The 21103-nt window shown below is 62.9% G+C and carries 18 protein-coding genes and 1 tRNA gene; 3 read left to right on the forward strand and 16 right to left on the reverse strand.

Annotated features, from left to right (window positions below; all coding sequences use genetic code 11):
- Nucleotides 1-56: 56 nt before the first annotated feature.
- Nucleotides 57-746 carry a crotonase/enoyl-CoA hydratase family protein gene (locus tag MnOB_RS03855; RefSeq protein WP_077522204.1) on the reverse strand — a complete coding sequence of 230 codons (690 nt, stop codon included), beginning with the start codon at nt 744-746 and terminating at the stop codon, nt 57-59.
- Nucleotides 747-1014: 268 nt separating this feature from the next.
- Between MnOB_RS03855 and MnOB_RS03860 the strand changes: the two genes are divergently transcribed.
- A tRNA-Ser gene (locus tag MnOB_RS03860) sits at nt 1015-1104 on the forward strand.
- A 109-nt stretch (nt 1105-1213) separates the two neighbouring features.
- On the opposite strand, the gene MnOB_RS03865 is transcribed toward MnOB_RS03860, so the two are convergent.
- The 15 genes from MnOB_RS03865 to MnOB_RS03935 form a co-directional block, all read right to left on the reverse strand.
- Nucleotides 1214-1828 (reverse strand): site-specific integrase, encoded by a 615-nt coding sequence (locus MnOB_RS03865; RefSeq protein WP_352230885.1) that lies wholly within the window; start codon nt 1826-1828, stop codon nt 1214-1216.
- 310 nt (nt 1829-2138) lie between these two features.
- Nucleotides 2139-2816: a hypothetical protein gene (locus MnOB_RS03870; protein ID WP_234358194.1), complete on the reverse strand. Its 678-nt coding sequence runs from the start codon at nt 2814-2816 to the stop codon at nt 2139-2141.
- Entirely contained in the window at nt 2813-3799 is a 987-nt protein-coding gene (locus MnOB_RS03875) for a methyl-accepting chemotaxis protein (protein ID WP_234358195.1), read from the reverse strand. Before MnOB_RS03875 ends, MnOB_RS03870 begins: the two co-directional genes overlap by 4 nt.
- A gap of 330 nt (nt 3800-4129) precedes the next feature.
- Entirely contained in the window at nt 4130-5377 is a 1248-nt protein-coding gene (locus MnOB_RS03880) for an alginate export family protein (RefSeq protein ID WP_077522210.1), read from the reverse strand.
- 347 nt (nt 5378-5724) lie between these two features.
- A complete protein-coding gene (locus MnOB_RS03885) occupies nt 5725-6516 on the reverse strand; it encodes an ABC transporter ATP-binding protein (protein ID WP_077522212.1) in 792 nt (263 codons plus the stop codon).
- A gap of 79 nt (nt 6517-6595) precedes the next feature.
- The gene (gene ntrB, locus MnOB_RS03890) at nt 6596-7453 is read right to left on the reverse strand and encodes a nitrate ABC transporter permease (RefSeq protein WP_077522214.1); all 858 of its coding nucleotides are present in this window, start codon (nt 7451-7453) and stop codon (nt 6596-6598) included.
- Between the two features lie 14 nt (nt 7454-7467).
- The gene (locus MnOB_RS03895; RefSeq protein WP_077522216.1) at nt 7468-8751 is read right to left on the reverse strand and encodes a CmpA/NrtA family ABC transporter substrate-binding protein; all 1284 of its coding nucleotides are present in this window, start codon (nt 8749-8751) and stop codon (nt 7468-7470) included.
- Nucleotides 8752-9241: 490 nt separating this feature from the next.
- Nucleotides 9242-9820 (reverse strand): ANTAR domain-containing response regulator, encoded by a 579-nt coding sequence (locus MnOB_RS03900; protein ID WP_077522218.1) that lies wholly within the window; start codon nt 9818-9820, stop codon nt 9242-9244.
- A gap of 20 nt (nt 9821-9840) precedes the next feature.
- Complete coding sequence (locus MnOB_RS03905; RefSeq protein ID WP_077522220.1) at nt 9841-11055, reverse strand: CmpA/NrtA family ABC transporter substrate-binding protein; 1215 nt, start codon at nt 11053-11055, stop codon at nt 9841-9843.
- Nucleotides 11056-11457: 402 nt separating this feature from the next.
- Nucleotides 11458-11832, reverse strand: a complete 375-nt coding sequence (locus MnOB_RS03910) for a hypothetical protein (RefSeq protein ID WP_077522222.1) — start codon at nt 11830-11832, stop codon at nt 11458-11460.
- 244 nt (nt 11833-12076) lie between these two features.
- Nucleotides 12077-13354: an OprD family porin gene (locus tag MnOB_RS03915; RefSeq protein ID WP_077522224.1), complete on the reverse strand. Its 1278-nt coding sequence runs from the start codon at nt 13352-13354 to the stop codon at nt 12077-12079.
- Nucleotides 13355-13390: 36 nt separating this feature from the next.
- Nucleotides 13391-14725, reverse strand: coding sequence for an MFS transporter (locus MnOB_RS03920; RefSeq protein ID WP_077522226.1), 1335 nt, complete (start codon nt 14723-14725; stop codon nt 13391-13393).
- A gap of 210 nt (nt 14726-14935) precedes the next feature.
- The gene (fdhA, locus tag MnOB_RS03925; protein WP_077522228.1) at nt 14936-16135 is read right to left on the reverse strand and encodes a formaldehyde dehydrogenase, glutathione-independent; all 1200 of its coding nucleotides are present in this window, start codon (nt 16133-16135) and stop codon (nt 14936-14938) included.
- An 85-nt stretch (nt 16136-16220) separates the two neighbouring features.
- The gene (locus tag MnOB_RS03930) at nt 16221-17297 is read right to left on the reverse strand and encodes an aromatic ring-hydroxylating oxygenase subunit alpha (protein WP_077522230.1); all 1077 of its coding nucleotides are present in this window, start codon (nt 17295-17297) and stop codon (nt 16221-16223) included.
- 41 nt (nt 17298-17338) lie between these two features.
- Complete coding sequence (locus MnOB_RS03935) at nt 17339-18292, reverse strand: PDR/VanB family oxidoreductase (protein ID WP_077522232.1); 954 nt, start codon at nt 18290-18292, stop codon at nt 17339-17341.
- Nucleotides 18293-18588: 296 nt separating this feature from the next.
- Here MnOB_RS03935 and MnOB_RS03940 point away from each other — a divergent pair, with 296 nt between their 5' ends.
- Nucleotides 18589-19059 (forward strand): MarR family winged helix-turn-helix transcriptional regulator, encoded by a 471-nt coding sequence (locus tag MnOB_RS03940; protein ID WP_077522234.1) that lies wholly within the window; start codon nt 18589-18591, stop codon nt 19057-19059.
- 362 nt (nt 19060-19421) lie between these two features.
- Nucleotides 19422-21101: a DUF1302 domain-containing protein gene (locus tag MnOB_RS03945; protein WP_077522236.1), complete on the forward strand. Its 1680-nt coding sequence runs from the start codon at nt 19422-19424 to the stop codon at nt 21099-21101.
- Nucleotides 21102-21103 lie beyond the last annotated feature (2 nt).

The following is a 21103-nucleotide window of genomic DNA, read 5'->3' on the forward strand; positions in this document are numbered from 1 at the left end:
GAGGTCTGGAGGTTAGCCTGATAGGTGTAAACCTATTTCAGGACTAGACACGGACGTCAGGCCAGGTGCTGCTTATCCAGTTCGATAGCGGCATCCAGGGTTTCCAGAAGCGCCTTGCGGACCTTGAGCTTGGTGTTGCGGTGAGCGGTCATGTTGATCTTCTTCAGCTGCAGGGCGGCGGCACGCGCGGTCTCTTGCAGTTGCTCGACGGGCACGACCTTGTCGAGGAAGCCGGCATCCAGCGCGCCTTGCGGATCGAACATCTCGCCGTTGATCACCGAGCGGTGGAAGGCGGACTTGCGCAGGCGATCACGGGCCAGTTCGATGCCGACGTGATGCATGGTCATGCCGATCTGCACTTCGTTCAGGCCGATGTTGAATGGGCCTTCGACGCCGATGCGGTAATCCGCCGACAGCAGGATGAACGCACCCTTGGCTACGGCATGCCCCGGGCAGGCGACGATGACCGGGTAGGGATGCGCCAGCATGCGGCGAGCCAGGGTGGACCCGGCAGCGACCAGGGCAACGGCGTTCTGCGGACCGGAAGTCATCACCTTGAGGTCGTAGCCGCCGGAAAGAATTCCCGGCTGGCCGGTGATGATCACGATGGCGCGGTCCTGTTCGGCGCGATCCAGCGCAGCGTTGAAGGCAGCGATCACATCCGGGGAGATGGCATTCACCTTGCCGTTACTGAGGGTCAGGGTGGCGATGCCGTCTTCGAGTTGGTAGGAGATCAGCTCACTCATGGCAGGTTCCTTGTTAAGAAGTGGACCGACGTTACTCAGCGCCACCGTGGAGGTAAAGGACTGAGACTGACCAGCGAGTCACCCCTCGCGTCGCCCCCACTCGAACGCGTCCGAAGCCCCTTCTTGGCCACTTGACAGTGGAAATGGAAATTGGCATGCGAATCTTTTTTCATAAACGCATGAAATTTATGAAAAAAGTGTTTGCATTCCAGAAAGCTCTCCACTAAATTAGCGCACCTCGACGGGGCCAACGCCTCGAAGAGATTCCGGTGAGGTGTCCGAGCGGTTGAAGGAGCACGCCTGGAAAGTGTGTATACGGGAAACCGTATCGTGGGTTCGAATCCCACCCTCACCGCCACTTTCCGATTCAAGCAAACCCCTGATATTCCTAGCGAAGTCAGGGGTTTTTGCTTTCTGGGATTTGGGTTTTGGGCAAATTTGGGGCAAAAACGGCGTCTTCCAAACCGCTAGGCACTGCTCTCGTCCGCCCGGAATTCCATCATCTGCGAAACGATCCCAGCCATGCTCCGAGTGTCCGAGGGGATCCACCGGCCATAGTGTTTCTTCACCATGGTGGTATCGGTATGTCCCAGTTGGCGCGCCACCCAGTCCACTGGTACGTAGCTGGACAGCGCCTGACTTGCGAACGTGTGCCGGCACTGGTTTGGTCCGCGATGGCGGATACCCGCGCGCTTCAAATGCCCTGCGAACCAACGGCCCACGCTTGAAGCATGCCAGGGTTCACCGCTGACCCCGTTGCGGAATACAAAGCGAACGTCCTCTGTCTTCGTCGTCACGTTATCGCGTTGCACAACTTCTATGGTGACGGCGGGCAGGTTTCCGGTTTCGTCGAAGTGTCTTCGGAGGTACTCCAGGGCCGGATCAATCAGCTCGACCAGTCGGTTCCGGCTTTTTTCCTTTGGAACCTTGTACTCTGACGCGACCCTGGCGCGCCGTACCCAGACTGTGCCGGCTTCAAGGTCAACATCATCCCAGCCCAACGCGATCAGTTCTGATAGGGACAATCCCGCCCAGCAATCGAACAGGATCATGCTGATGTCCTGCTGGCGGGTAGTTTTCACCTTCGTGAGCAGATCCAGCTCCTCCCGCGTAAATGGGTCAGCAGAATCGTCATTCTGATCGCGCTCGATGTTTTTGATTCGATCAAGAGGGTTGGCCTTCAGGAGACCGTCGCTATTGGTCTGTCCCGGAACTCGTGGACAGGTAGTTAAGAGTTCTTGCCCGCATCGCGCCGCTCAAACTGCATCGAACTGAGATAGTCCAGCGTCGAGTAGTGGCGGTGTTTGTAAAAGCGGATGTAGTCGAACAGGTCGGTTTGCTCAAAGCTTCCTTTGAAGGACCAGGTCGCGAGGTTAGAAGGTGTCTTGGAGTTCAAACATTGCGTTGGATGGCTTCGATTCGTGCGTCAATCAGCGGCGTGAGCAAGGCATACAAATCGGCTGGCTGGAGCGTGGTTCGTTGTACGCCCAGAAGTTCATTGGACACGCGCCCCAGAGCATTGCGAAGGGGCCCGTCCGCATCCTTGAGAAGCCGGTCGTGCAGGTATTGCAGCTGGATACGAAGCTCCAACGGGCAGTGTTCCGGGGCTGCCGCGCGAATCGAAAGGCCGCGCAGTCGGCCGAGCTCTTCGACTTGCCAGCACCGCTCGGCGACCTCCGGTGTGAGTGCCAGCAGGTGGCAGCGTTGCAAGTCCAGTTGCTGAATGTGGGCGAGCAGTTGCTCCAGCAAACGGCAATGCCCATCGAAGTCCTCAGGCGTGCGCAGCAGGCCTTGCCAGGTTCGATAGTGCTCCGACACGGTCCAGGCCCGCCAGGAATGTTCCAGTTCAGCTTCAAGCTTCCGGCGGTGGTGCACGGCCTCAACACTGGCCTGAGCACCTAGCGCACGATGGCGCTGGACGCCCTGCATGAGTACTAGGCCCAACTGCAACGTCGCGCCTATCTCTTCTCGCTTGCGGAACTGTCGGCGTCGATCGGCCAGCCACAGGACCATGCAAAACGTGGCCAGGGCGGCCAATACGGCCAGTGTGGGCAGGCTCTGCATGATCATGGCGTTGCTCCCCCTGTGAGTCGGGTGAGGTAGCGGGTCAGGTCATGCAGGTCGTGGGTCTGTCTGCTTTGCACCTGAAGGCTGGTACTGATCTGTTGCAGCTGCTCACCGAGGTCCTGGTTCGCCTGGTGATGTTCGACCAGCGCCTGTTGCATGTTGTCGAAGCGCTGCAGGTTCTCCTGGCTTTTGCGGGCCAGCCGGTCAAGGCTCTCGGCGAGGCTGTTGCTCTGGCCGCTACCACGCTCCAGCAGCTCGCGATGATGTTCGACTTCCTTGCTTACCTGGTTCACAGCACCAGAGATGGATGTGGCGGCGGCGATGATGTCGCGCGTAGTCCTGTCGGTAGCGGTAGCCATCTGCCGAACCTCGTCCGCCACTACCGCGAAGCCACGACCTTGCTCGCCGGCACGGGCCGCCTCGATCGAGGCGTTCAGGGCCAGTAGCTGGGTTTGCTTAGCCAGGTCCTGGATTCCCTGTACCGACTGCTCGACGAGCGCGGTGCTCTGCAGCAATTGCGTCACCGCTCGGGCGGTGTCGCCGAGGCTGCTGCGTATGTCAGCCATCCCAGTCCCCAGTTCCCGCGCCGCCCGGCATCCGTCCTCGCCCTGGGCATGGGCGGCCGCGAAATCCGAGCGGGCGCTGCTGGCCATTTCGTCCACGCTGGCCAGGCTGCGTTCAATCTGTTCGCTGGCGGCTGCGATCATGTTCACTCGCTGGCTTTGCTCGCTGCCCTGGACATTGGCTTGCTGCGCCAACTGTTCCAGCGCCTGGCTGGCAAAGCGCACCTCGCTGTTCAGGCGATCATTGCCGCGCAGACGTTCACTGCACTCGACCAACAGGGTCGCCTGATCGCTGGCGGATGGGGTGCGGAGCAGGCGTGCCAATTCGTCGAACCAGAAGGCCTCGCTGTAGCGCTGGCGGGTCTGGTGAAGCTGCTGGGAGATGGCCAGGTAGAGTGTTCCCAGAACAAGCCCAAAGGCCATTGCGGGCTGACCTGCATGCGCGCAGACCGCAGCACCAAGCGCGGTACCGATGGGTAGCCAAGCACCATGTTGAATGCTGGCGACCAGGGCGATACCTGGCTCGAATGGCGGATAGGTTGTCCGTTGCCGAGGCGTTCGCTGGAGGTCCTGAACGAGTCTGGTCGCTCCGTCGATTCCAGTTACACGGGAGTCAGCGAGATTGCTCATGGTTGGATTCCCACGTGAAGTGAAGACTGTCCGTTGTTCATGGTTGTGCCACGTCCTCGCGGACGGTCCGACAGGATCGGTGTGGGGCAAGACGCCCGCACACCGAGTACCCGTCAGTTACTGTCAGTAGGTGTATTGCACCTGCACCCAGAGCTTGTCGGTATCGACCGTGCGGGCTCGATCATCCGAGTCGTAGCTGGCGTACTTGAGCAGTCCGACCAGACCTTTCACACCTGGAATCGGATGGGCGTAGGACAGGTCGATCTCGCTGCCGTAGCTGTCGCTGCCCTGCTCGGTGTCGAAGTCGTGGTACCAGGCTTGCAGGCTGCCGCCCGCCAATGGCGCGGTGAACCCCAGGTAGGCATCCTCGATGCCGTCGGCCGGCGTGGTGAGGAACTGGTCGGCCCAGCCCTGGAAGATGTGCTTGGTTGCCAGCGGCGTCTGGAACGCACGGTTGCCGGGGCCGCTGTCGCCGCCCAGTACCTCGTAGCCGCCCTTGAGCTGTACGCCCTTGAAGACATACCCCAGTTCCGCCAGGTAGTACTCACTGTCCAGGTCCAGCGGGTTGTCGGCGTAGTCCTGCTGGCGTGCGTACTCCAGCGCATAGCTGAAACCGGCCAGCGCACCGTTCAGCCGCAGGCCGCTGGTCCGGCTGGACAGGCTGCCCAGTGGGGAGGTCGCAGTGGTCGCAATGTTGTCCAGGCCGAGCAGGTAGCTGTAGGCGGTCACTGCGAGTTCCGGCCGCACCAGGTACTGGGCATTGAACAGGTGACTGTGGCCTTCGATGTTGGCGGGGTTGGTACGGTTATCGAAGCGGCCGTTTTCCGGGCCGAAAATGGTGTTGATGTTGTCCAGGTAGCTGTAGGTCAGGGTCAGGCCATCAAGGGGCTTGAGTTGAGCGAGAGCCGCGTCGTAGGTCTGCTCGTTCTGCCGCCAGGCCGAGCCGCCGACGAAGCGCTGGTTGTCCAGGTTGATGCGCTGGCGGCCCAGCACGGCGCTGCCGAAGGCCTGGTCATAGCGCAGCAGGGCCTGGTTGACTTCGGTGCCGTCGGGGTCGACCACCATGGCGTAGTTGGTCTGGCCGTTGCGGGTGCTGTTGTAGGCGGCATCGCCGAGGCGGCTGACGTTGTCCACTTCCACCAGACCTGAGAGGCCGTACCACTTGCCCATCTGGAAGCCGACGCGGGTGCGCAGGGTCTGGGCATTGGCGTCGCGCAGGTTGTTGTTCTGGTCGACGTTCTCGAAGCGGTAGCGGGCATCGAGGATGGCTTTGCCCCCAGTGAACAGGTTGCTAACGTCCTCTGCGGCCAGGGCGGCGTGACTGGTGCCGGCAACGGCCAGCGACAGCAGAGCGGGTTTCAGCATGTGCATAGCGGTCTTCCTAGGTCTGAAAAGCGCAAAAAAAAACGTCACGGTGTCCGCGCTCCTGGTGGAGAGGGGATTCCGCGACGTCGTTGTCGGTTGAGTGGCAGACACGCCGTTGTGCTGACCGGGGAAGGTCTTAGCAGGCACTGTGCCAGTTTGTTCAACTACTTGATTTACATGATGTTTGTTTGGCGCCAAGAACATTTGGCGATTACGTGATGCACATGCGCGGGCAAGGTTGCATTGGTGGGGTGCGAAGCCGGGTTCGGGGGCCCTTGCATGGGGCATGCGGGGAAGTGAAAACGCGAAAGCCCGGCACGGGGCCGGGCTTTCGCGAAGGGCAGGGCGGATACCTAGGCGGCGGGGCGCTGCTGGCGTTGGTAGAGGAACTCCAGCACCGCGGTGCGGTACTCGTGATAGCGGGCATCGTTGGCCAGGGCCAGGCGGTCGCGTGGGCGCGCCAGCTCGACCTGGACGATATCGCCGACGGTGGCCGCCGGGCCATTGGTCATCATCACGATGCGGTCGGAGAGCAGCACGGCCTCGTCCACGTCATGGGTGACCATCACCACGGTGCTGTGGGTCTCGCCGACGATGCGCAGCAACTCGTCTTGCAGGTGCGCGCGGGTGAGCGCATCCAGCGCGCCGAAGGGCTCGTCCATCAGCAGCACCTTGGGTTCCATCGCCAACGCACGGGCGATGCCCACGCGCTGTTTCATGCCGCCGGAGATTTCATTGGGGTGCTTGTGCGCCGCATGGTCCAGGCCGACCATCTGCAACGCTGCGGCGGTACGCTCCTTGAGCCGGGCCTTGCTTTCGCGGGCGCCGAAGACCCGCTCCACAGCCAGGTAGACGTTGCCGAAGCAGGTCATCCAGGGCAGCAGGCTGTGGTTCTGGAACACCACGGCGCGCTCTGGGCCAGGGCCGTCGATTTCCCGGCCATTGCAGATCAACCCACCTGTGCTGGCGTCCAGCAGGCCGGCGATCAGGTTGAGCACGGTGGACTTGCCGCAGCCGGAGTGGCCGATCAGCGAGACGAACTCGCCACGGGCGATGCTCAGGTTGACGTCGCTGAGGGCCTGGAAGCGTCCCTTGCGCGTATCGAAGTGTTTGCTGACGCCGGTCAGCTCGACGAACTTGTTCATCAGGGTTCTCCTGCTCTTCGTAGGAGCGAGCTTGCTCGCCAATGCGGTTCGCGAGCAGAGCTCGCTCCTACAGGAATGGTCAGTTGTTGTAGTCGAAGCGCTTGGCCAGCCACAGCAGGCTCTGTTCCAGGGCCAGGCCAACCAGACCGACGATGATGATGGCGATGAGGATGTGCTCGACGTTCAGGTTGTTCCATTCGTCCCACACCCAGAAGCCCAGGCCGGTGCCGCCGGTGAGCATTTCCGCCGCCACGATCACCAGCCAGGCGACACCAATGGCCAGGCGGATGCCCGTCATCAGGTGAGGCAACACGGCGGGGAACAGGATGCGGGTGAGGACCTTGAACTCGGAGAGCTTCAGCACCCGCGCCACGTTGAGGTAGTCCTGCGGCACGCTGGCCACCCCGGCGGCAGTGTTGAGGATGATCGGCCAGATCGAACTGATGAAGATCACCCAGATCGACGCGGGGCCAGCGGCCTCGAACACCAGCAGGCCGATGGGCAGCCAGGCCAACGGCGACACCGGGCGCAATAGGCTGATGATGGGGGACAGCATCCCGGCCAGGAAGGTGAAGCGGCCGATGGCGAAGCCCAGGGGTATGCCCACCAGCGCCGCCATACCGAAGCCCAGGCCGACGCGGCCCAGCGAATGCAGGATGTTCCAGCCGATGCCCATGTCGTTGGGGCCGTTGTCGTAGAAGGGGTCGGCAAAGAGTTCCAGCGCCGAATGCCAGGTCGACAGTGGCCCCGGCAACCCTTCGCTGCGCGCCGCCACCAGGGCCCAGAGGCCAATGAACAGCAGCAGGCCGAGCAGTGGTGGGACCAGCGCCCTCGCCAGGTTGTTGAATAGCTCGGCGCCTGGTCTGACCAAGCGTGGAGCCGAGCTGGGTGCAGCCTTGGCCGGCAGCGGCAGCGGAGGATTTACCGGAGCGTTCATCGTTACCTCCCGGGTCAGGCTTTGATGGCGAAGGACTGGGCGTAGGCGGCAGGGTTCGAGCCGTCCCACAACTTGCCGTCCATCAGGGTGCTGCCGCGCATCTGGCTGGCCGGAACCGGCAGGCCGAGAGCACTGGCCGCCTCACTGAACAGCTTGGTCTGGTTGACCTGGGCGGCGATGGCGGCGTAGTCCGGATCCTGTTTGATCAGGCCCCAGCGCTTGAACTGGGTCATGAACCACATGCCGTCGGAGAGCCAGGGGAAGTTCACGTTGCAGTCCTTGCAGAAGGCCATGGCGTGCTTGTCTTCCCATTTGTTGCCCAGGCCGTCCTCGTAGTGTCCGAGGAAGCGCTGTTCGATGACGTCCACCGGGGCGTTGACGTAGGCCTTGCCGGCGATGAGTTTGGCGGTGGCCTTCTTGTTCTCGTCGCTGGCCTCGATGAAGCGGCTGGCGTCGAGCAGGGCCATCACCAGGGCCCGTGCGGTGTTGGGGTTCTGCTCAACGAAGTCGCGCGAGCAGCCCAGCACTTTTTCCGGATGGTCCGCCCAGATCTGCTGGGTGGTGGTGGCGGTGAAGCCGATCTTGTCGAAGATCGCCCGCGCGCCCCAGGGCTCGCCGACGCAGAAGCCGTCCATGTTGCCGACGCGCATGTTGGCGACCATCTGCGGCGGCGGCACGGTGATGGTTTTCACATCGGTCAGCGGGTTGATGCCGTGGCTGGCCAGCCAGTAGTAGAGCCACATGGCGTGGGTGCCGGTGGGGAAGGTCTGGGCGAAGGTCAGCGGGTTGCCGCCTTTCTTGATATGGGCAGCGAGCTGCTCACCATTGGTCACGCCGGCTTCTTTCAATTGGCGGGAGAGGGTGATGGCCTGGCCGTTCTGGTTCAGCCCCATGAGTACGGCCATGTTCTTTTGCGGGCCGGCGACGCCGAGCTGGGAGCTGTACATCATGCCGTAGAGCACGTGGGAGGCATCCAGCTCGCCGGTGTTCAGCTTGTCGCGCACGCCCGCCCAGGAAGCTTCCTTGCTGGGTGTGATGGACAGGCCGTACTTGGCAGCGAAGCCCTGGGTGGCGGCCACGACCACCGAGGCGCAATCGGTGAGGGGAATGAAGCCGACCTTCAGAGCGGCCTTTTCCGGTGCATCCGAGCCGGCGGCCCAGGCCGCGCTGCGCAAGAAACCGGGGGCGGAGAGGCCGAGGGCGGTCACGCCACCGACCGTGCCGGCAATGGCGATCGATTGCTTGAGGAAGTTACGGCGACTGTTGTTCACCGGGTCTTTGGAATCACGTTCGCTCATGGTGTTGTCCTGAATGGAGGGCAAAACAAAAACGGCGTACGCCAGAGCTCCCAATAGGGGAAGGAACTCTGACGGACGCCGTTGTCCGTGATCCGCGGCCCACCGCCGTTGGCGCGCTACGCAAGAATCTGCAGGTGAGATTGCAAACGCCTTGCCAGATTCTCCAGTCATCTTGAGAACGCGGTTGCGGTGGACGCCGAAGACCGGTGAATGCCTTGTAAATCAGCAGCTTGGTGGTTGGGAGAGCAAACGGGCGAACCGGCAGGGTTGGGCCATATGCGTGCGAGGGTGGAACGGCCTGATCGGTTTTGGTTCGTCCGGCCGCTGGGTGTCGGGATGCAAAGCGACTGTGGCAACAGTAGGGTACGCCGCGCGCACCGAGCGTGGCCTGAGTTGGGGCGGACCTTGGTCCCGGTGCGAGAGTCGGTGCGCATGGCGCACCCTACAGGTCAGGTTTCGTGTAGGGGCTGGCGATCGTGCTACTTGTCCGTCAGACGCCGAGCATCTCGTGCGTGGCGATGATCTGCTCGGCCACCTGGATCAATCGTTGTTGGCGTCCCATGGCCTGGCGACGCATCAAGGTGTAGGCCGCATCCTCGTCACAGCTTTTCATCTTCATCAGTAGGCCCTTGGCCAACTCGATGCGTTTGCGTTCGGCCAATTGGGTATCCCGTACCAGCAACTGGACGCGCAGGGCCTGGTCAGCTTCGAAACGTGCCATGGCCACGTCCAGGATCGGCCGCAGGCGTTCGGTGTGAATGCCCTCGATCACGTAGGCGCTGACACCGGCCCGGATCGCCTGGCGCATCAGGTCGGGATCGTGGTCGTCGGTGAACATGACGATGGGGTGGGGCCGGTCGCGGCTGACCATCACAACCTGTTCCATCATGTCGCGGCCGGCGGACTCGGTGTCGATCAGTACGACATCGGGGCGCGCGGCTTCGATCCGCTCGGGCAAGTTGATGGTCAGGCCGGTTTCGTCCATGACGTCGAAACCGGCCTCGACGAGGGCATTGCGTAGACGGCCGACTTTCTTCGGGGTGTCGTCGATCAGGAGAATGCGGAGCATGCTGTGGTCAACTCCTGGCGTCAGAGGGAAGCGGCCGTAGTGGCGGCGCTGCGGGCGTGGATAGCAAAGCTGCGGGCGTAGCCGGCCGGGTCGGTGCCGTCCCAGATCCGGCCATCGAACAGCCTGGAGCTGCGCATGGGGTGCTCGGGTACCGCTATGCCCAGCGCTTCGGCCGCTTCGCGGTAGAGCGCAAGCTGGTGGACTCGACGGGCCACGCCGAAGTAATCCGGGTCGTCCCTGAGCAGCCCCCAGCGACGGAACTGGGTCATGAACCACATGCCATCGGACAGCCAGGGCATGGTCGCCTCACCGCCGGCAAAGAAGCGCAGGGGGTGAGCATCGCGCCAGGCGTAGCCGAGGCCGTCCTCGTAGAAACCGAGAAAACGCGGCTCGATGGCCGAGAGTGGTGCATCGAGGTACTCGCCACCGCTGATCAGTTGGGCGGTGCTGCGCTTGTTCTCGTCGCTGGCGTCGATGAAGCGGCTGGCCTCCAGCACTGCCATGGTCAGGGCGCGGGTAGTGTTGGGGTACTGCTCCACGAAGGCGCGCGTGCAGGCGAGCACCTTTTCCGGGTGGTCGGGCCAGATCATCTGGCTGGTGGCCAGGGTGAAGCCCTGTTTCTCATCCACTGCTAATGCGCCCCAGGGACCGCCAGCACAGAAACCGTCGATGTGCCCGGTCTTGAGGTGCTGGACCATCTGCGCGGGTGGCAGCACCACAGTGTTCACGTCCTCCAGCGGATGGATGCCTTGGGCCGCAAGCCAGTAGTGCAGCCACATGGCATGGGTGCCGGTGGGAAAGGTCTGGGCGAAGGTCAACTTTGTACCGTGTTGGCTTACCCGGGCGGCGAGGGTGTCGGCACGGGTCACGCCTGCCTGACGCAGTGGTTCGGAGAGGTTGATCGCCTGGCCGTTTTGGCACAGCCCCATGAGGATTGCCATTTCGGTAGGGGCGCCACCCAGTCCCAGGTGGGTGCCATAGACCTGTCCATAGAGCGCGTGCGCGGCGTCCAGTTCGCCGCTCAACAGCCGGTCACGCAGGCCGGCCCAGGAGGTCTGTCGCTTCAGCTCCAGGGTCAGGCCATAGGGCTGGGCGAAACCCTGGGTGGCCGCGACGATCAGCGAGGCGGAGTCGGAAAGGGCCATGAAGCCCAGGTTCACCGTGCGCTTTTCCGGGGCATCGCTGCCCGCGACCCAGGCGAGGTTGTCGTTACGGGTGCAACTCTTGTCGGTCATGTTGTTTGTCCCACCACTGAACGAAAAAGGCGCCGCCCCAGTCACCATGGGATTGGTGACCGGGAGCGACGCCATCGTCTATGAACTGTCTCCGCCGTTGGAGGAAGTTCGGAATGCTGGTGTCAGCAAGTGGTGTGCCATCGTTCAGCAAGGAAACTGAAGGGAGGGCGGGAAGAGGGCGCCGCTGGAGCTTCGCTTGTTGGACGACCTTTACTTAGCTGGTGGGTGCCATTCCATATCGGCTGTTGCACAGCCCAGAGCACCTTCTCTTGAAAGGCCGCAACCGGCCAATAGCAGATGTTCGCCAGTGACTGCTTCCGACCCGTTGCACCCACTCACAGGTGGCCTGAACCGGCCAATAGGCGTCCCGTTGAATGAAGGGTTACGTCTCTGCGATTCACATCACGGTTCGTGCCAGCCTTGGACAGTGCGGCTGTTGGCATCGAATTCCACCTCCCCTCCGTCCTGATCGCCGTAGTGCCAAATCGTGAAGGAGCCAAACGCATCTACCTTTGTAGGGCTACCGAGCAACCTTTCCACGTCTGCCTCCGATAGCCCCTTTTGAAGCCTTCGCCAGTTAACTTTGTCTGGTGGAATGGAGGGAGCAGCATTTCGCTGGCGCAGTTGATCCTCAAGCGTGTCTACGCGACGCTCCAGGATGCGAACGGTTTCCTCAAGCTTATCCACTCGGGATTCGGCGCTCGACTGCGCAAAGGCCTGTCCGTTGGAGGCGAAGAGCAAGACGGAAAGTGCAAAAAGATAGCGATGTGCAATCACTTAGTTCTCCTGGTGTGATTTCTGTGAAATCGCATCCCGATGCCTAGCGATTATGTTAGCCACGCAATGAGAGGGGAGGTGAATCTTCCCTGCTTTTCTAGATGCTTTGAGCGTCTGCTTTTGGCCGGTAGGTGCCCTTCATGGCGGGCACCTACCGGCCGATTCCACGATCAGGCCAGTTAATGGATGAATTGATCCTGGGGATTCCGCATTTTCATGGCAGTGATACGTGCGAACCTGCGCTCTACCAGATTTTCAGTGTGTAATCGACATTGATCCTGGTTTCATTGTCACTCCTGAAGGACGAGGCCGCGCTCTGTTCATTGCGATAAGCCGCATGACGCAAGCGGAGTGCAAGACCCTTCGCCGGACCTGACTGAATGACGTAGGCCAGTTCCAAATCCTTAGAGGACTCGCTGAGGTTTGTTCCCCCCAGTTTCGGCAAGTCGATGTTGCTGCCTCGGAGATAGCGGGCCATGCCGGTCAGGCCCGGGATTCCGACGGCAGCGAAGTCGTAGTCGTATCGGGCGACCCAGGTCCGTTCCTTGGGGTTGACGAAGTCGGCGCTCATGGTGCCGTCGCTGAGGACCGCCGGCTCGCCACCGGCGAGGTATGCCATGGCGGTATCGCCGGTCAGATGCATGTATCCCGCGCCCAGTGTGTGCGCGCCGAGCTGGTAGCTGAACATGGCGCCGGCATTCAGGTTGTCGACCCTGCCGGCTTCCGCGCGACCGTTCTCCCGGCTGTCGTAGACCCGGATGTCGGTCTTCAAGCGCCCCGGCCCCAGGGGGACGAGGTGGATCGCGCCGGCGAAGTCCTGCTCAAAGATGTCTTTCAGCTCCGCGTGGTAGTAGCGCAAGGTTAGGCTGTCGCTCCAGCGATAGTCGCCGCCGATGAAGTCGAACCGCTCGGAACTGGCACCCACCTTGAACCGCCCGTTGGGGGAGGCCAGCGCGATGGGCTGATAGTTGGTCGAGTCGCGCAGGTTCATACGGTCCAGGCGCCCGGCGTGCAGGGTCAGTCGGTCGATGTCTTCGGAAACGACATAGGCGCCACGGAAGGACTGCGGCAGCAGCCGGGCCGGGCTTGCGGTGATGACTGGCAGGGCGGGGAACTGGGTGCCCACCGACAGACGGGTTTTCGAGAGCTTCGCCTTCAGCGTTGCCCCCAGTTCCGAATAGTCATCCTTGGCCTCGCGGGTCTGCGGGTCGAGGGGCAGCAGCTGCGTGCCGGCGCGGTCCGGCGAGGAGTCCAACTTGATGCCCAGCATGCCGGTGAGGTCCAGGCCGAAGCCCACAGTTCCCTCGGTGAAGCCGGAGTTGGCCCGCAGGATGAACCCTTGGGCCCACTCACGAGCTGCCGGATAAGGGGTGGCCCCCTTGTAGTCCCGATCCAGATAGTAGTTTCGGGAGGTGAGGGTGAGGCTGCCGTCGTCGACGAAGCCCGCGAAAGCGTTGGCCGCGGCGAATGATGCCGCTACGCCCAGGGCATCGAGCCCCAGGCGTCTGGATGGAATGTGCATGGGTCTGTCCTGTTCTTGTTGTAGGCGGGTGTCGACTCAGGCGCTGGTCGCGGAGCGGAGCTGCAGGGCCCTTCGGGGCTTCAGCAACCAGATCACCAGCGCCGCCAGGACGAATGCCAGCGCGAACAGGACGTACAGGTCGGCGGGTTGCCACTGCGCATCGATCAGGCGGCCGGCCACCAGGGGGGACAGGATGGCGCCCATGCGGCCTATGCCGATTCCCCAGCCGAGACCGGTCACCCGTTGCGCCGCGTCATAGATGGACGGGGTGAGCGCGTAGAGGCCGGCGACGCAGCCGTTGACGAACACACCGATCAGCAGCACCACGACGAAGGCGAGGTCCAGGTTGTGGGTGAACTGCACGAACGCGGCTAACAGGACGGCGTTCACCAGCAGGTAGACCATCAGCACGCGAGGGAGGCGGAAGCGTGCGGCCAGGAGCCCCACCAGGGCCGTGCCGAAGATGCCGCCGACGTTGAGCAGCACGCCGCCGGTGATGCCCTGCTGGTTCGACAGGCCGGCCGCGACCAGCAGGCGAGGCGTCCAGCTCATCACGAAGTAGAAGCCAAACATCACCAGGAAGAACGCCGCCCAGATCAACAGCGTGGAGCGCAGGAGCTGCGGGGAGAACAGCTCGGCGAAGCTTTCCTTGAGGGGCTTGCGCGAGGCCTCCTGGGTGGCGGGCAGTTGCGTCGCCGGAGCGAGCCCCACACGCTTCAGCAACCGGTTGATGCGTTCCAGCGCACCTGCTGGCTGGCGGGACACCAGGAAGGCCAGGGACTCCGGCAGCCACAGCGCGAGCAACGGGAGGGTCAGGAGCGTCACGATGCCGCCGTAGAAGAAGACCGAACGCCAGCCCAGCGTGGGGATGATCTGCGCCGCGATGATGCCGCCCACGGTCGCGCCCAGGGCATAGGCGGTGGATTGCAGGCTGATTGCGAGGCCCCGCCATTTGCTGTTGGCGTACTCGCCGGCGATGACGTAGCTGCTAGCCAGGATTCCACCGATGCCGAGGCCGGTGATCAGGCGCAGGGCCGCCAGCATCTCCGGCGAGGTTGCCCGGGACGACGCCAGCATGCCCAGTCCGGCAATGCTCACGCACGCGAGGATCAGCGGGCGGCGGCCGAAGCGGTCGGCCCAGGGCGCGATGAACAGTGAACCGATCGCCATGCCCACGAGTCCCGCACTCAGCAGATAGCCGAGCTGGGTGCCGCTCAGGCCCCAGTCGGCGCCCACCGATGCGGCAGTGAAGGCCATCACCAGCACGTCGAAGCCGTCGAGCATGTTGATCAGGAAGCAGAGCGCGATGACGCCCCATTGAAACCCGGCCATGGGTTTTTCATCCATCTGTTGCCCAATCGTCTGGCTCATGTGATCAGGCTCCCTGGTACTGGAAGGGAAGGGGATTCAAACGACGGGCAGCCGAAACCGCCCCACAACGGAGGGAGAGCAGGATGTACATGTCGATACCTTCTTGTTGTTGTCAGTCGTGCATGCAAGGGGACTCGGACCTGGCCAGCAGGTCCGAGGGATGGGCCGGTTCGGGGCGGGTGACCTGTCCGAATCGGCCCGGTTCAGCGGTCAGGCCGCGCTGAAGGTCTTGTGCGGGTCGATGACGAATTTCTTCGGTACGCCGGCATCGAACTCGCCGTAGCCACGCGGTGCGTCGTCCAGGCTGATGACCTGCACGCCCACCACTTCGGCGATGTTGATGCGGTCCCACATGATCGCTTGCATGAGCGCGCGGTTGTACTTCATCACCGGGGTCTGGCCGGTGTGGAAGCTGTGGGATTTCGCCCAGCCAAGGCCGAAGCGGATGCTCAGGCTGCCGATCTTGGCGGTGGCATCCATCGCGCCCGGGTCTTCGGTGACGTAGAGGCCGGGGATACCGATCTTGCCGGCCACGCGGGTGACCTGCATCAGCGAGTTGAGGACGGTGGCCGGGGCCTCGTGCTTGGCGCCTTCATGGCCGTGACCACGGGCTTCGAAGCCCACTGCATCGACCGCACAATCCACTTCTGGCTCGCCCAGCAGCGCGGCGATCTGCTCGTGCAGCGGGGTGTCCAGGGACAGGTCGGCGATCTCGAAGCCGACGGCCTTGGCGTGGGCCAGGCGCACTGGGTTCACGTCACCCACGATGACCACGGCAGCGCCCAACAGACGGGCGGAGGCGGCAGCGGCGAGACCGACGGGGCCGGCGCCAGCGACATACACGGTGCTGCCTGGGCCGACGCCGGCGGTGACCGCGCCGTGGTAGCCGGTGGGCAGGATGTCGGAGAGGCAGGTCAGGTCACGGATCTTCTCCATGGCCTTGTCGCGATCCGGCAGCTTGAGCAGGTTGAAGTCAGCGTAAGGGACGAGCACGTACTCGGCTTGGCCGCCGGTCCAGTCGCCCATGTCGACATAGCCGTAAGCGCCGCCGGCACGGGCCGGGTTGACGGTCAGGCACACGCCGGTGTGCATTTCCTTGCAGGAGCGGCAGCGGCCGCAGGCCACGTTGAAGGGCACGGAAACCAGGTCGCCGATCTTCAGGTTCTCGACATCGCTACCCTTCTCGATCACCTCACCGGTGATCTCGTGGCCGAGCACCAGGCCGACCTGGGCGGTGGTACGGCCGCGCACCATGTGCTGGTCCGAGCCGCAGATGTTGGTGGAGACGACTTTCAGGATGACCCCGTGTTCGATCTTCTTGCCGCGAGGGTCCTGCATTCTGGGGTAGTCGATCTTCTGGACTTCGACCTTGCCCGCTCCGAGATAAACGACACCACGATTATCAGACATGAGACCTCCTTGGATGCGCATGGGATTTGCGCGAATCGGGAAAAAAGGGGCGGGGCTCATCCAGCCGGGAACACCCGCCGTGCACTCAACGGGTGGAGTGGCGAAGCTGTTCGATGATTCGCCGCGCGCGGTTGGCGCCTGCGTCGACGTGGATGTCGAGCATGGGGCGGCCGCCGAAGCGGCACATGTTCCGGTACTGCGCCTCGACCACTATCTTGTCTTCGTCAAAGGTCAGGATGGTTTGCTCGATGACCTTGGCCTTGACCGCCTCCGGGTCGCTCTTCGGGTTGGTGGCCATGGTCCAGAAGTAGTGGCTGGTGGACTCCGTCTCCGGGGTCACGCCATGGAAACCACGCATGTGGAAACCGCCACGATCCGGGTCGTCCAGGGCGTCGGTGCGCACATCCACCGCACCGGTCCAGATGCGCAGGTGGCTGACGTGGAATTCGATCTCCTGCCATCGATCCACATTGCCCTTGAAGGGGAAGGCGGCGGTGTAGGTGGGTGGCGGCACCGAGTCCGGCATGTGGCGAACGACGCGGACCACGTCGCCCACCTCTTCCACTTTCATCTGCGCATTCATGTGGATGCTGGCATTGCCGCCGATGGTGTGCAGGTGGACATAGCCTAGGTGGCTGAGGTCCATCAGGTTGTCATGGATGAGCTGATAGGGCGCGTCGTAGTGGTAGACGTCGCCATCGAACAGGTACTTGCCACTGCTGTGGACGTCATACACCGGCGGTTCGCAGGTGGGCTGCGGATGGGCCTCACTGCCGAACCAGATCCACACGATCCGGTCCTGCTCGCGAACGTGGTAGGCCGGTACCTTGGCCTTGCTGGGCAGCTTGTCCTGGCCGGGGATTTCCAGGCATTTGCCCTCGGCGTTGAACAGCAGCCCGTGGTAGCCACAGCGCACGCCACGTTCTTCCAGGGTGCCATTGGACAGGGGCAGCGCCCGGTGGCAACAGCGGTCTTCCAGTGCCGCGACCTGGCCATCGGCGGTGCGGAACAGCACCACGGGCTTGTTCAATAGGGTCCGGCCGAGGGGTTGGTCCTTCAGTTCCCAGCCCAGGGCCGCCACGTACCACTGGTCCAGCGGGAATCTGGGTACGGAGGGGGAGCTGGCCTCGTAGGCGAGCGATTCAGCAGCGGATGCACTCATGGTGATCTCCATGGTTCACGGTTGTTGTTCTGGATAGGGATTCAGAGGTCGAGGACCAGGCGCGGCGACTTCGCCCGCGAGCAGCACGGCGTGAACTGGTCGTTGCACGCGTGCTCGGCCGCCGTCATGAACTGGTCGCGGTGATCCGGGACGCCTTGCAGGACACGGGTGATGCAGGAACCGCAGATGCCCTGTTCGCAGGAGGTCTCGATCGCGAACCCGGCTTCGTCGAGCACCTCGAACACGCTGCGGTCGGCGGGTATGTGGAAGACCTCGCCACTGCTGGCCAGCTCGACCTCGAAGGGGGCATCCGTGCCAAGTTGGGTGGGCGTCGCCGCGAAGAATTCGCGGTGCACCTGGGCCTCGGGCCAGTCGGCGTTATCCGCGGCCCCCAGGATGTAGCCCATGAACCCGCCCGGGCCGCAGACATAGAGGTGGCTGCCGGCATCCGGATTTGCCAGCAGCGCGGCGGCATCCAGCTTCTGCGCCTGGGCGCCGCTGTCGTCATGCAGGTGCACGCGTCCGGTAAAGGGCGAGTGCCGGAGCTGCTCGATGAACGCGGCGCGCTCCTGCGAGCGGAAGCAGTAATGCAGCTCGAAGTCCGCCCCCCGGTGGGACAGCTCGCAGGCCATCGCCAGCATCGGTGTGATGCCGATGCCACCGGCGAACAGCAGATGTCGGGTGCCCTGGTGATCCAGGGCGAAGAGGTTGCGGGGTTCGCTGATATCGAGCAGTTGCCCTTGCACCACCCGCTCGTGCATCGCCCGGGAGCCGCCGCGCGAGGCGGGGTCGTCGAGGACGCCGATCAGGTAGCGATGGCGTTCCTCCGGATGATTGCAGAGGGAGTACTGGCGGATGAGTCCGGCGCCGATGTGGACATCGATATGGGCGCCGGCCTCGAACGGTGGAAGTTCACCACCATCGGCGGCGCAAAGCTCGAAGCTGCAGATACCTTCGGCTTCTTGGGTTTTTCGGGTTACACGAACCTGGAGCATGACGCGGCCCTCCACACTGAAGTGGTGTTTGCAAAAAGTGGAATTTGAGAACCCGGTGTGGGTGCTGGCTTAGTCCGAGGACGAGACGGGGAGGGCGCTGCGGCGGAAGTGCAGGGAGGGGTAGGCGTAATCGAGGTGGTTCATGGCAAGGACCTGATAATTATTTTTGTGTGGTTCCGCGGCGGCATATCATGCGGACGAATGCCCGCGCCGCTTCGATGGAGGTAATCCTCGGAGTAATTGGTTGCGGTGTCAACCAATTTGATCATGCACCTCGTCAGTAAGGCGCTTCGTCCATGCACACCGATTCTCAGCTGAACCTTGCCCGCTACGTTCCCGCACTGCTCACCTTCCTTGCCAACAAGCTCGCCACCGGGGCCTCGCAGTGCTATCGCAAACACTTCGGGATCGGCGTCGTGGAGTGGCGGATGCTGTCCATGCTTGCAGTGGAGAACGGCATCACGGCCAATCGCATCTGCCAAGTGATCGGCCTGGACAAGAGTGCCGTCAGCCGATCGCTGCAAGCGCTGGAAGCGGCCGGGCATGTCAGCAGCCAGGTGGACCCGCAAGATAATCGGCGTAATACCGTGAGTCTCACCGCCAGCGGGCGGGAGCTGCATGATCGGGTGCTGAAGGTGGCGCTCGAGCGCGAGCGCCGGTTACTCAGTGGATTGTCAACTGAGGAAGTGGACACGCTCATTGCATTGCTGGGGCGGTTGCATACCCAGGTAAACAACGTGAATGAATACGACCCTGAAGACGACTGATTTCACCAAGGTTCGCTTGCTGCCGATCGCTAGAAACACCTGAGGGTATTGCTGCGCAATACCCCATCCCTCGCTCCTTCCTTTCCCTTTCGGGCCCCAGTTCTGGACAGAGGCTTTCACCTCTTGCCGGTCCTTGTGTCGTGTCCCATCTGCATTCCTCAGGTATCGCGAAGCGCGATAGGTCGCATCCTGACAAGCGATTAGTCAGAGACCACGAGCCACGTCAACCTTTGGCCATCGCCGGGTCATTCCCGCCTCGCGATGCCACTCCGGCATTTCGACCACACCGGTCCGGACTGCCTTGATCTGGTCGGTGTGGCCTAAAGAAGTTCGCCAACAAGAACAATAAGAGGGTTCGTTTGATGGCTATACGCTATAGCGCCGCATCGCGGTGTGCGCCGTTCACCCTGACGCTCGCCGCGGCTTTGGTATGCGGTGTCCCCTCCGTCCACGCCTTCGAGATCCAGACCGGTAATCCGGACCTGAGTCTGCGCTGGGACAACACGCTCAAGTACAGCACCGCCTGGCGCCTGAAGGACCAGAGCAACAAGCTCACCGAAGGGCAGGTCGCCCTGAACCAGGACGACGGCGACCGCGCCTTCGACAAGGGGCTGATCTCCAACCGCCTCGACATCCTGTCCGAACTGGACATCGGCTACCGTGACTTCGGTGCCCGAGTCAGCGGTGCCGGTTGGTTCGACACCGAGTACCAGAACGACAACGACAACGACGATCCGACCCGCGCCAACGCACGCTCGGTCGCCTACAACGAATTCACCGATGACACCCGCCACCTTCACGGTGGCGATGGCGAGCTGCTGGATGCCTTCGTCTACTGGAACGGTGATCTGGCGGATCGCAGCCTGTCCGTGCGCCTCGGCCGCCACGGCCTGATCTGGGGCGAGAGCCTGTTCTTCGGTGCAAACGGCATCGCCGGCGGCATGGCCCCGGTGGATGTGGTCAAGGCCATCTCCGTGCCGAACACGCAGTTCAAGGAGATCACCCGTCCAGTCAGCCAGCTGTCCACGACCTACCAGCTAACCGACGACGTCTCCCTCGGCGCCTTCTACCAGTTCGAGTGGGAAGAGACCCGACTGCCGGCAGCCGGCAGCTACTTCTCGGTCAGTGATGTGCTCGGCGAAGGCAACGAACGCCTGATCGTTGGCGCGCCGTTCCCGGCCTTCCTCGGTGGCAACCCGAGCAGCCCTGCAGCCTTCTTCCATGGTAACGACAAGGAAGCCAGGAGCTCGGGGCAGGGCGGCCTGCAGTTGCGCTACAGCGCAGACACCGTGGAGTACGGCCTCTACGCCATCCAGTACCACGACAAGACGCCGAAGCTGTACCTCAAGCCGAGCACCACCGGGCCGAACTTCGCCACTGGCGAGGTGGGCCAGTTCTACTGGGTCTACCCGGAAGACATCCGCGCGCTGGGCGCGAGCTTCACCACTACGGTGGAAGAGTTCAGCTTCGCCGGTGAGGCCTCCATGCGCTGGAACATGCCGCTGGTTTCCAACGGCCAGACAGTGCTGCCCGGCGTGGTCGCCGACAACAATGACAACCCGCTCTACGCGGTGGGCCGCACCGCCCACGTCAACCTGAACATGCTTGCCTCCCTCGGTCCGTCGCTCATCTCCAACGAGGCCAGCCTGGTGGGCGAGATCGCCTGGAACCGCCTGCTCAGCGTGAGCAAGAACCGTGCGGCGCTGGACCCGGGTGCCACCGACGACGGCCTCGGCTTGAAGCTGGTCTACACCCCGACTTACCGCCAAGTGTTCCCCGGTGTCGACCTCAGCGTGCCGATGGGCATCAGCTACTTCCCTCTGGGCAAGTCGTCGGTGGTGGGAAGCTTCGGTCCGGACAACGGGGGTGACTTCAACATCGGTGTCAGCGCCACCTACCTCGACCGGGTCACCTTGGGCCTGACCTACACCCACTTCTATGGCTCGGAGGACACCAACCTCGACTCCGTTTCGCACTTCACCTTCAAGCAGTCGCTGAAGGACCGGGACTACCTGGCCTTCTCCGTGAAAACCACCTTCTGAGG

Origin of the sequence: Metapseudomonas resinovorans, from assembly GCF_002003485.1 — a bacterium.
GTDB classification, from domain to species: Bacteria; Pseudomonadota; Gammaproteobacteria; order Pseudomonadales; family Pseudomonadaceae; genus Metapseudomonas; species Metapseudomonas resinovorans_D.

What these genes read in the sequence shown, in the direction of transcription:
- MnOB_RS03940 (WP_077522234.1), top strand. Translation starts at nt 18,589, where the DNA reads ATGCACACCGATTCTCAGCTGAACCTTGCCCGCTACGTTCCCGCACTG.
- MnOB_RS03875 (WP_234358195.1), bottom strand. Translation starts at nt 3,799, where the DNA reads ATGGCCTTTGGGCTTGTTCTGGGAACACTCTACCTGGCCATCTCCCAG.
- MnOB_RS03895 (WP_077522216.1), bottom strand. Translation starts at nt 8,751, where the DNA reads ATGAGCGAACGTGATTCCAAAGACCCGGTGAACAACAGTCGCCGTAAC.
- fdhA (WP_077522228.1), bottom strand. Translation starts at nt 16,135, where the DNA reads ATGTCTGATAATCGTGGTGTCGTTTATCTCGGAGCGGGCAAGGTCGAA.
- MnOB_RS03900 (WP_077522218.1), bottom strand. Translation starts at nt 9,820, where the DNA reads ATGCTCCGCATTCTCCTGATCGACGACACCCCGAAGAAAGTCGGCCGT.
- MnOB_RS03855 (WP_077522204.1), bottom strand. Translation starts at nt 746, where the DNA reads ATGAGTGAGCTGATCTCCTACCAACTCGAAGACGGCATCGCCACCCTG.
- MnOB_RS03945 (WP_077522236.1), top strand. Translation starts at nt 19,422, where the DNA reads ATGGCTATACGCTATAGCGCCGCATCGCGGTGTGCGCCGTTCACCCTG.
- MnOB_RS03915 (WP_077522224.1), bottom strand. Translation starts at nt 13,354, where the DNA reads ATGCACATTCCATCCAGACGCCTGGGGCTCGATGCCCTGGGCGTAGCG.
- MnOB_RS03880 (WP_077522210.1), bottom strand. Translation starts at nt 5,377, where the DNA reads ATGCACATGCTGAAACCCGCTCTGCTGTCGCTGGCCGTTGCCGGCACC.
- MnOB_RS03920 (WP_077522226.1), bottom strand. Translation starts at nt 14,725, where the DNA reads ATGAGCCAGACGATTGGGCAACAGATGGATGAAAAACCCATGGCCGGG.
- MnOB_RS03935 (WP_077522232.1), bottom strand. Translation starts at nt 18,292, where the DNA reads ATGCTCCAGGTTCGTGTAACCCGAAAAACCCAAGAAGCCGAAGGTATC.
- MnOB_RS03930 (WP_077522230.1), bottom strand. Translation starts at nt 17,297, where the DNA reads ATGAGTGCATCCGCTGCTGAATCGCTCGCCTACGAGGCCAGCTCCCCC.
- ntrB (WP_077522214.1), bottom strand. Translation starts at nt 7,453, where the DNA reads ATGAACGCTCCGGTAAATCCTCCGCTGCCGCTGCCGGCCAAGGCTGCA.
- MnOB_RS03885 (WP_077522212.1), bottom strand. Translation starts at nt 6,516, where the DNA reads ATGAACAAGTTCGTCGAGCTGACCGGCGTCAGCAAACACTTCGATACG.
- MnOB_RS03905 (WP_077522220.1), bottom strand. Translation starts at nt 11,055, where the DNA reads ATGACCGACAAGAGTTGCACCCGTAACGACAACCTCGCCTGGGTCGCG.
- MnOB_RS03870 (WP_234358194.1), bottom strand. Translation starts at nt 2,816, where the DNA reads ATGATCATGCAGAGCCTGCCCACACTGGCCGTATTGGCCGCCCTGGCC.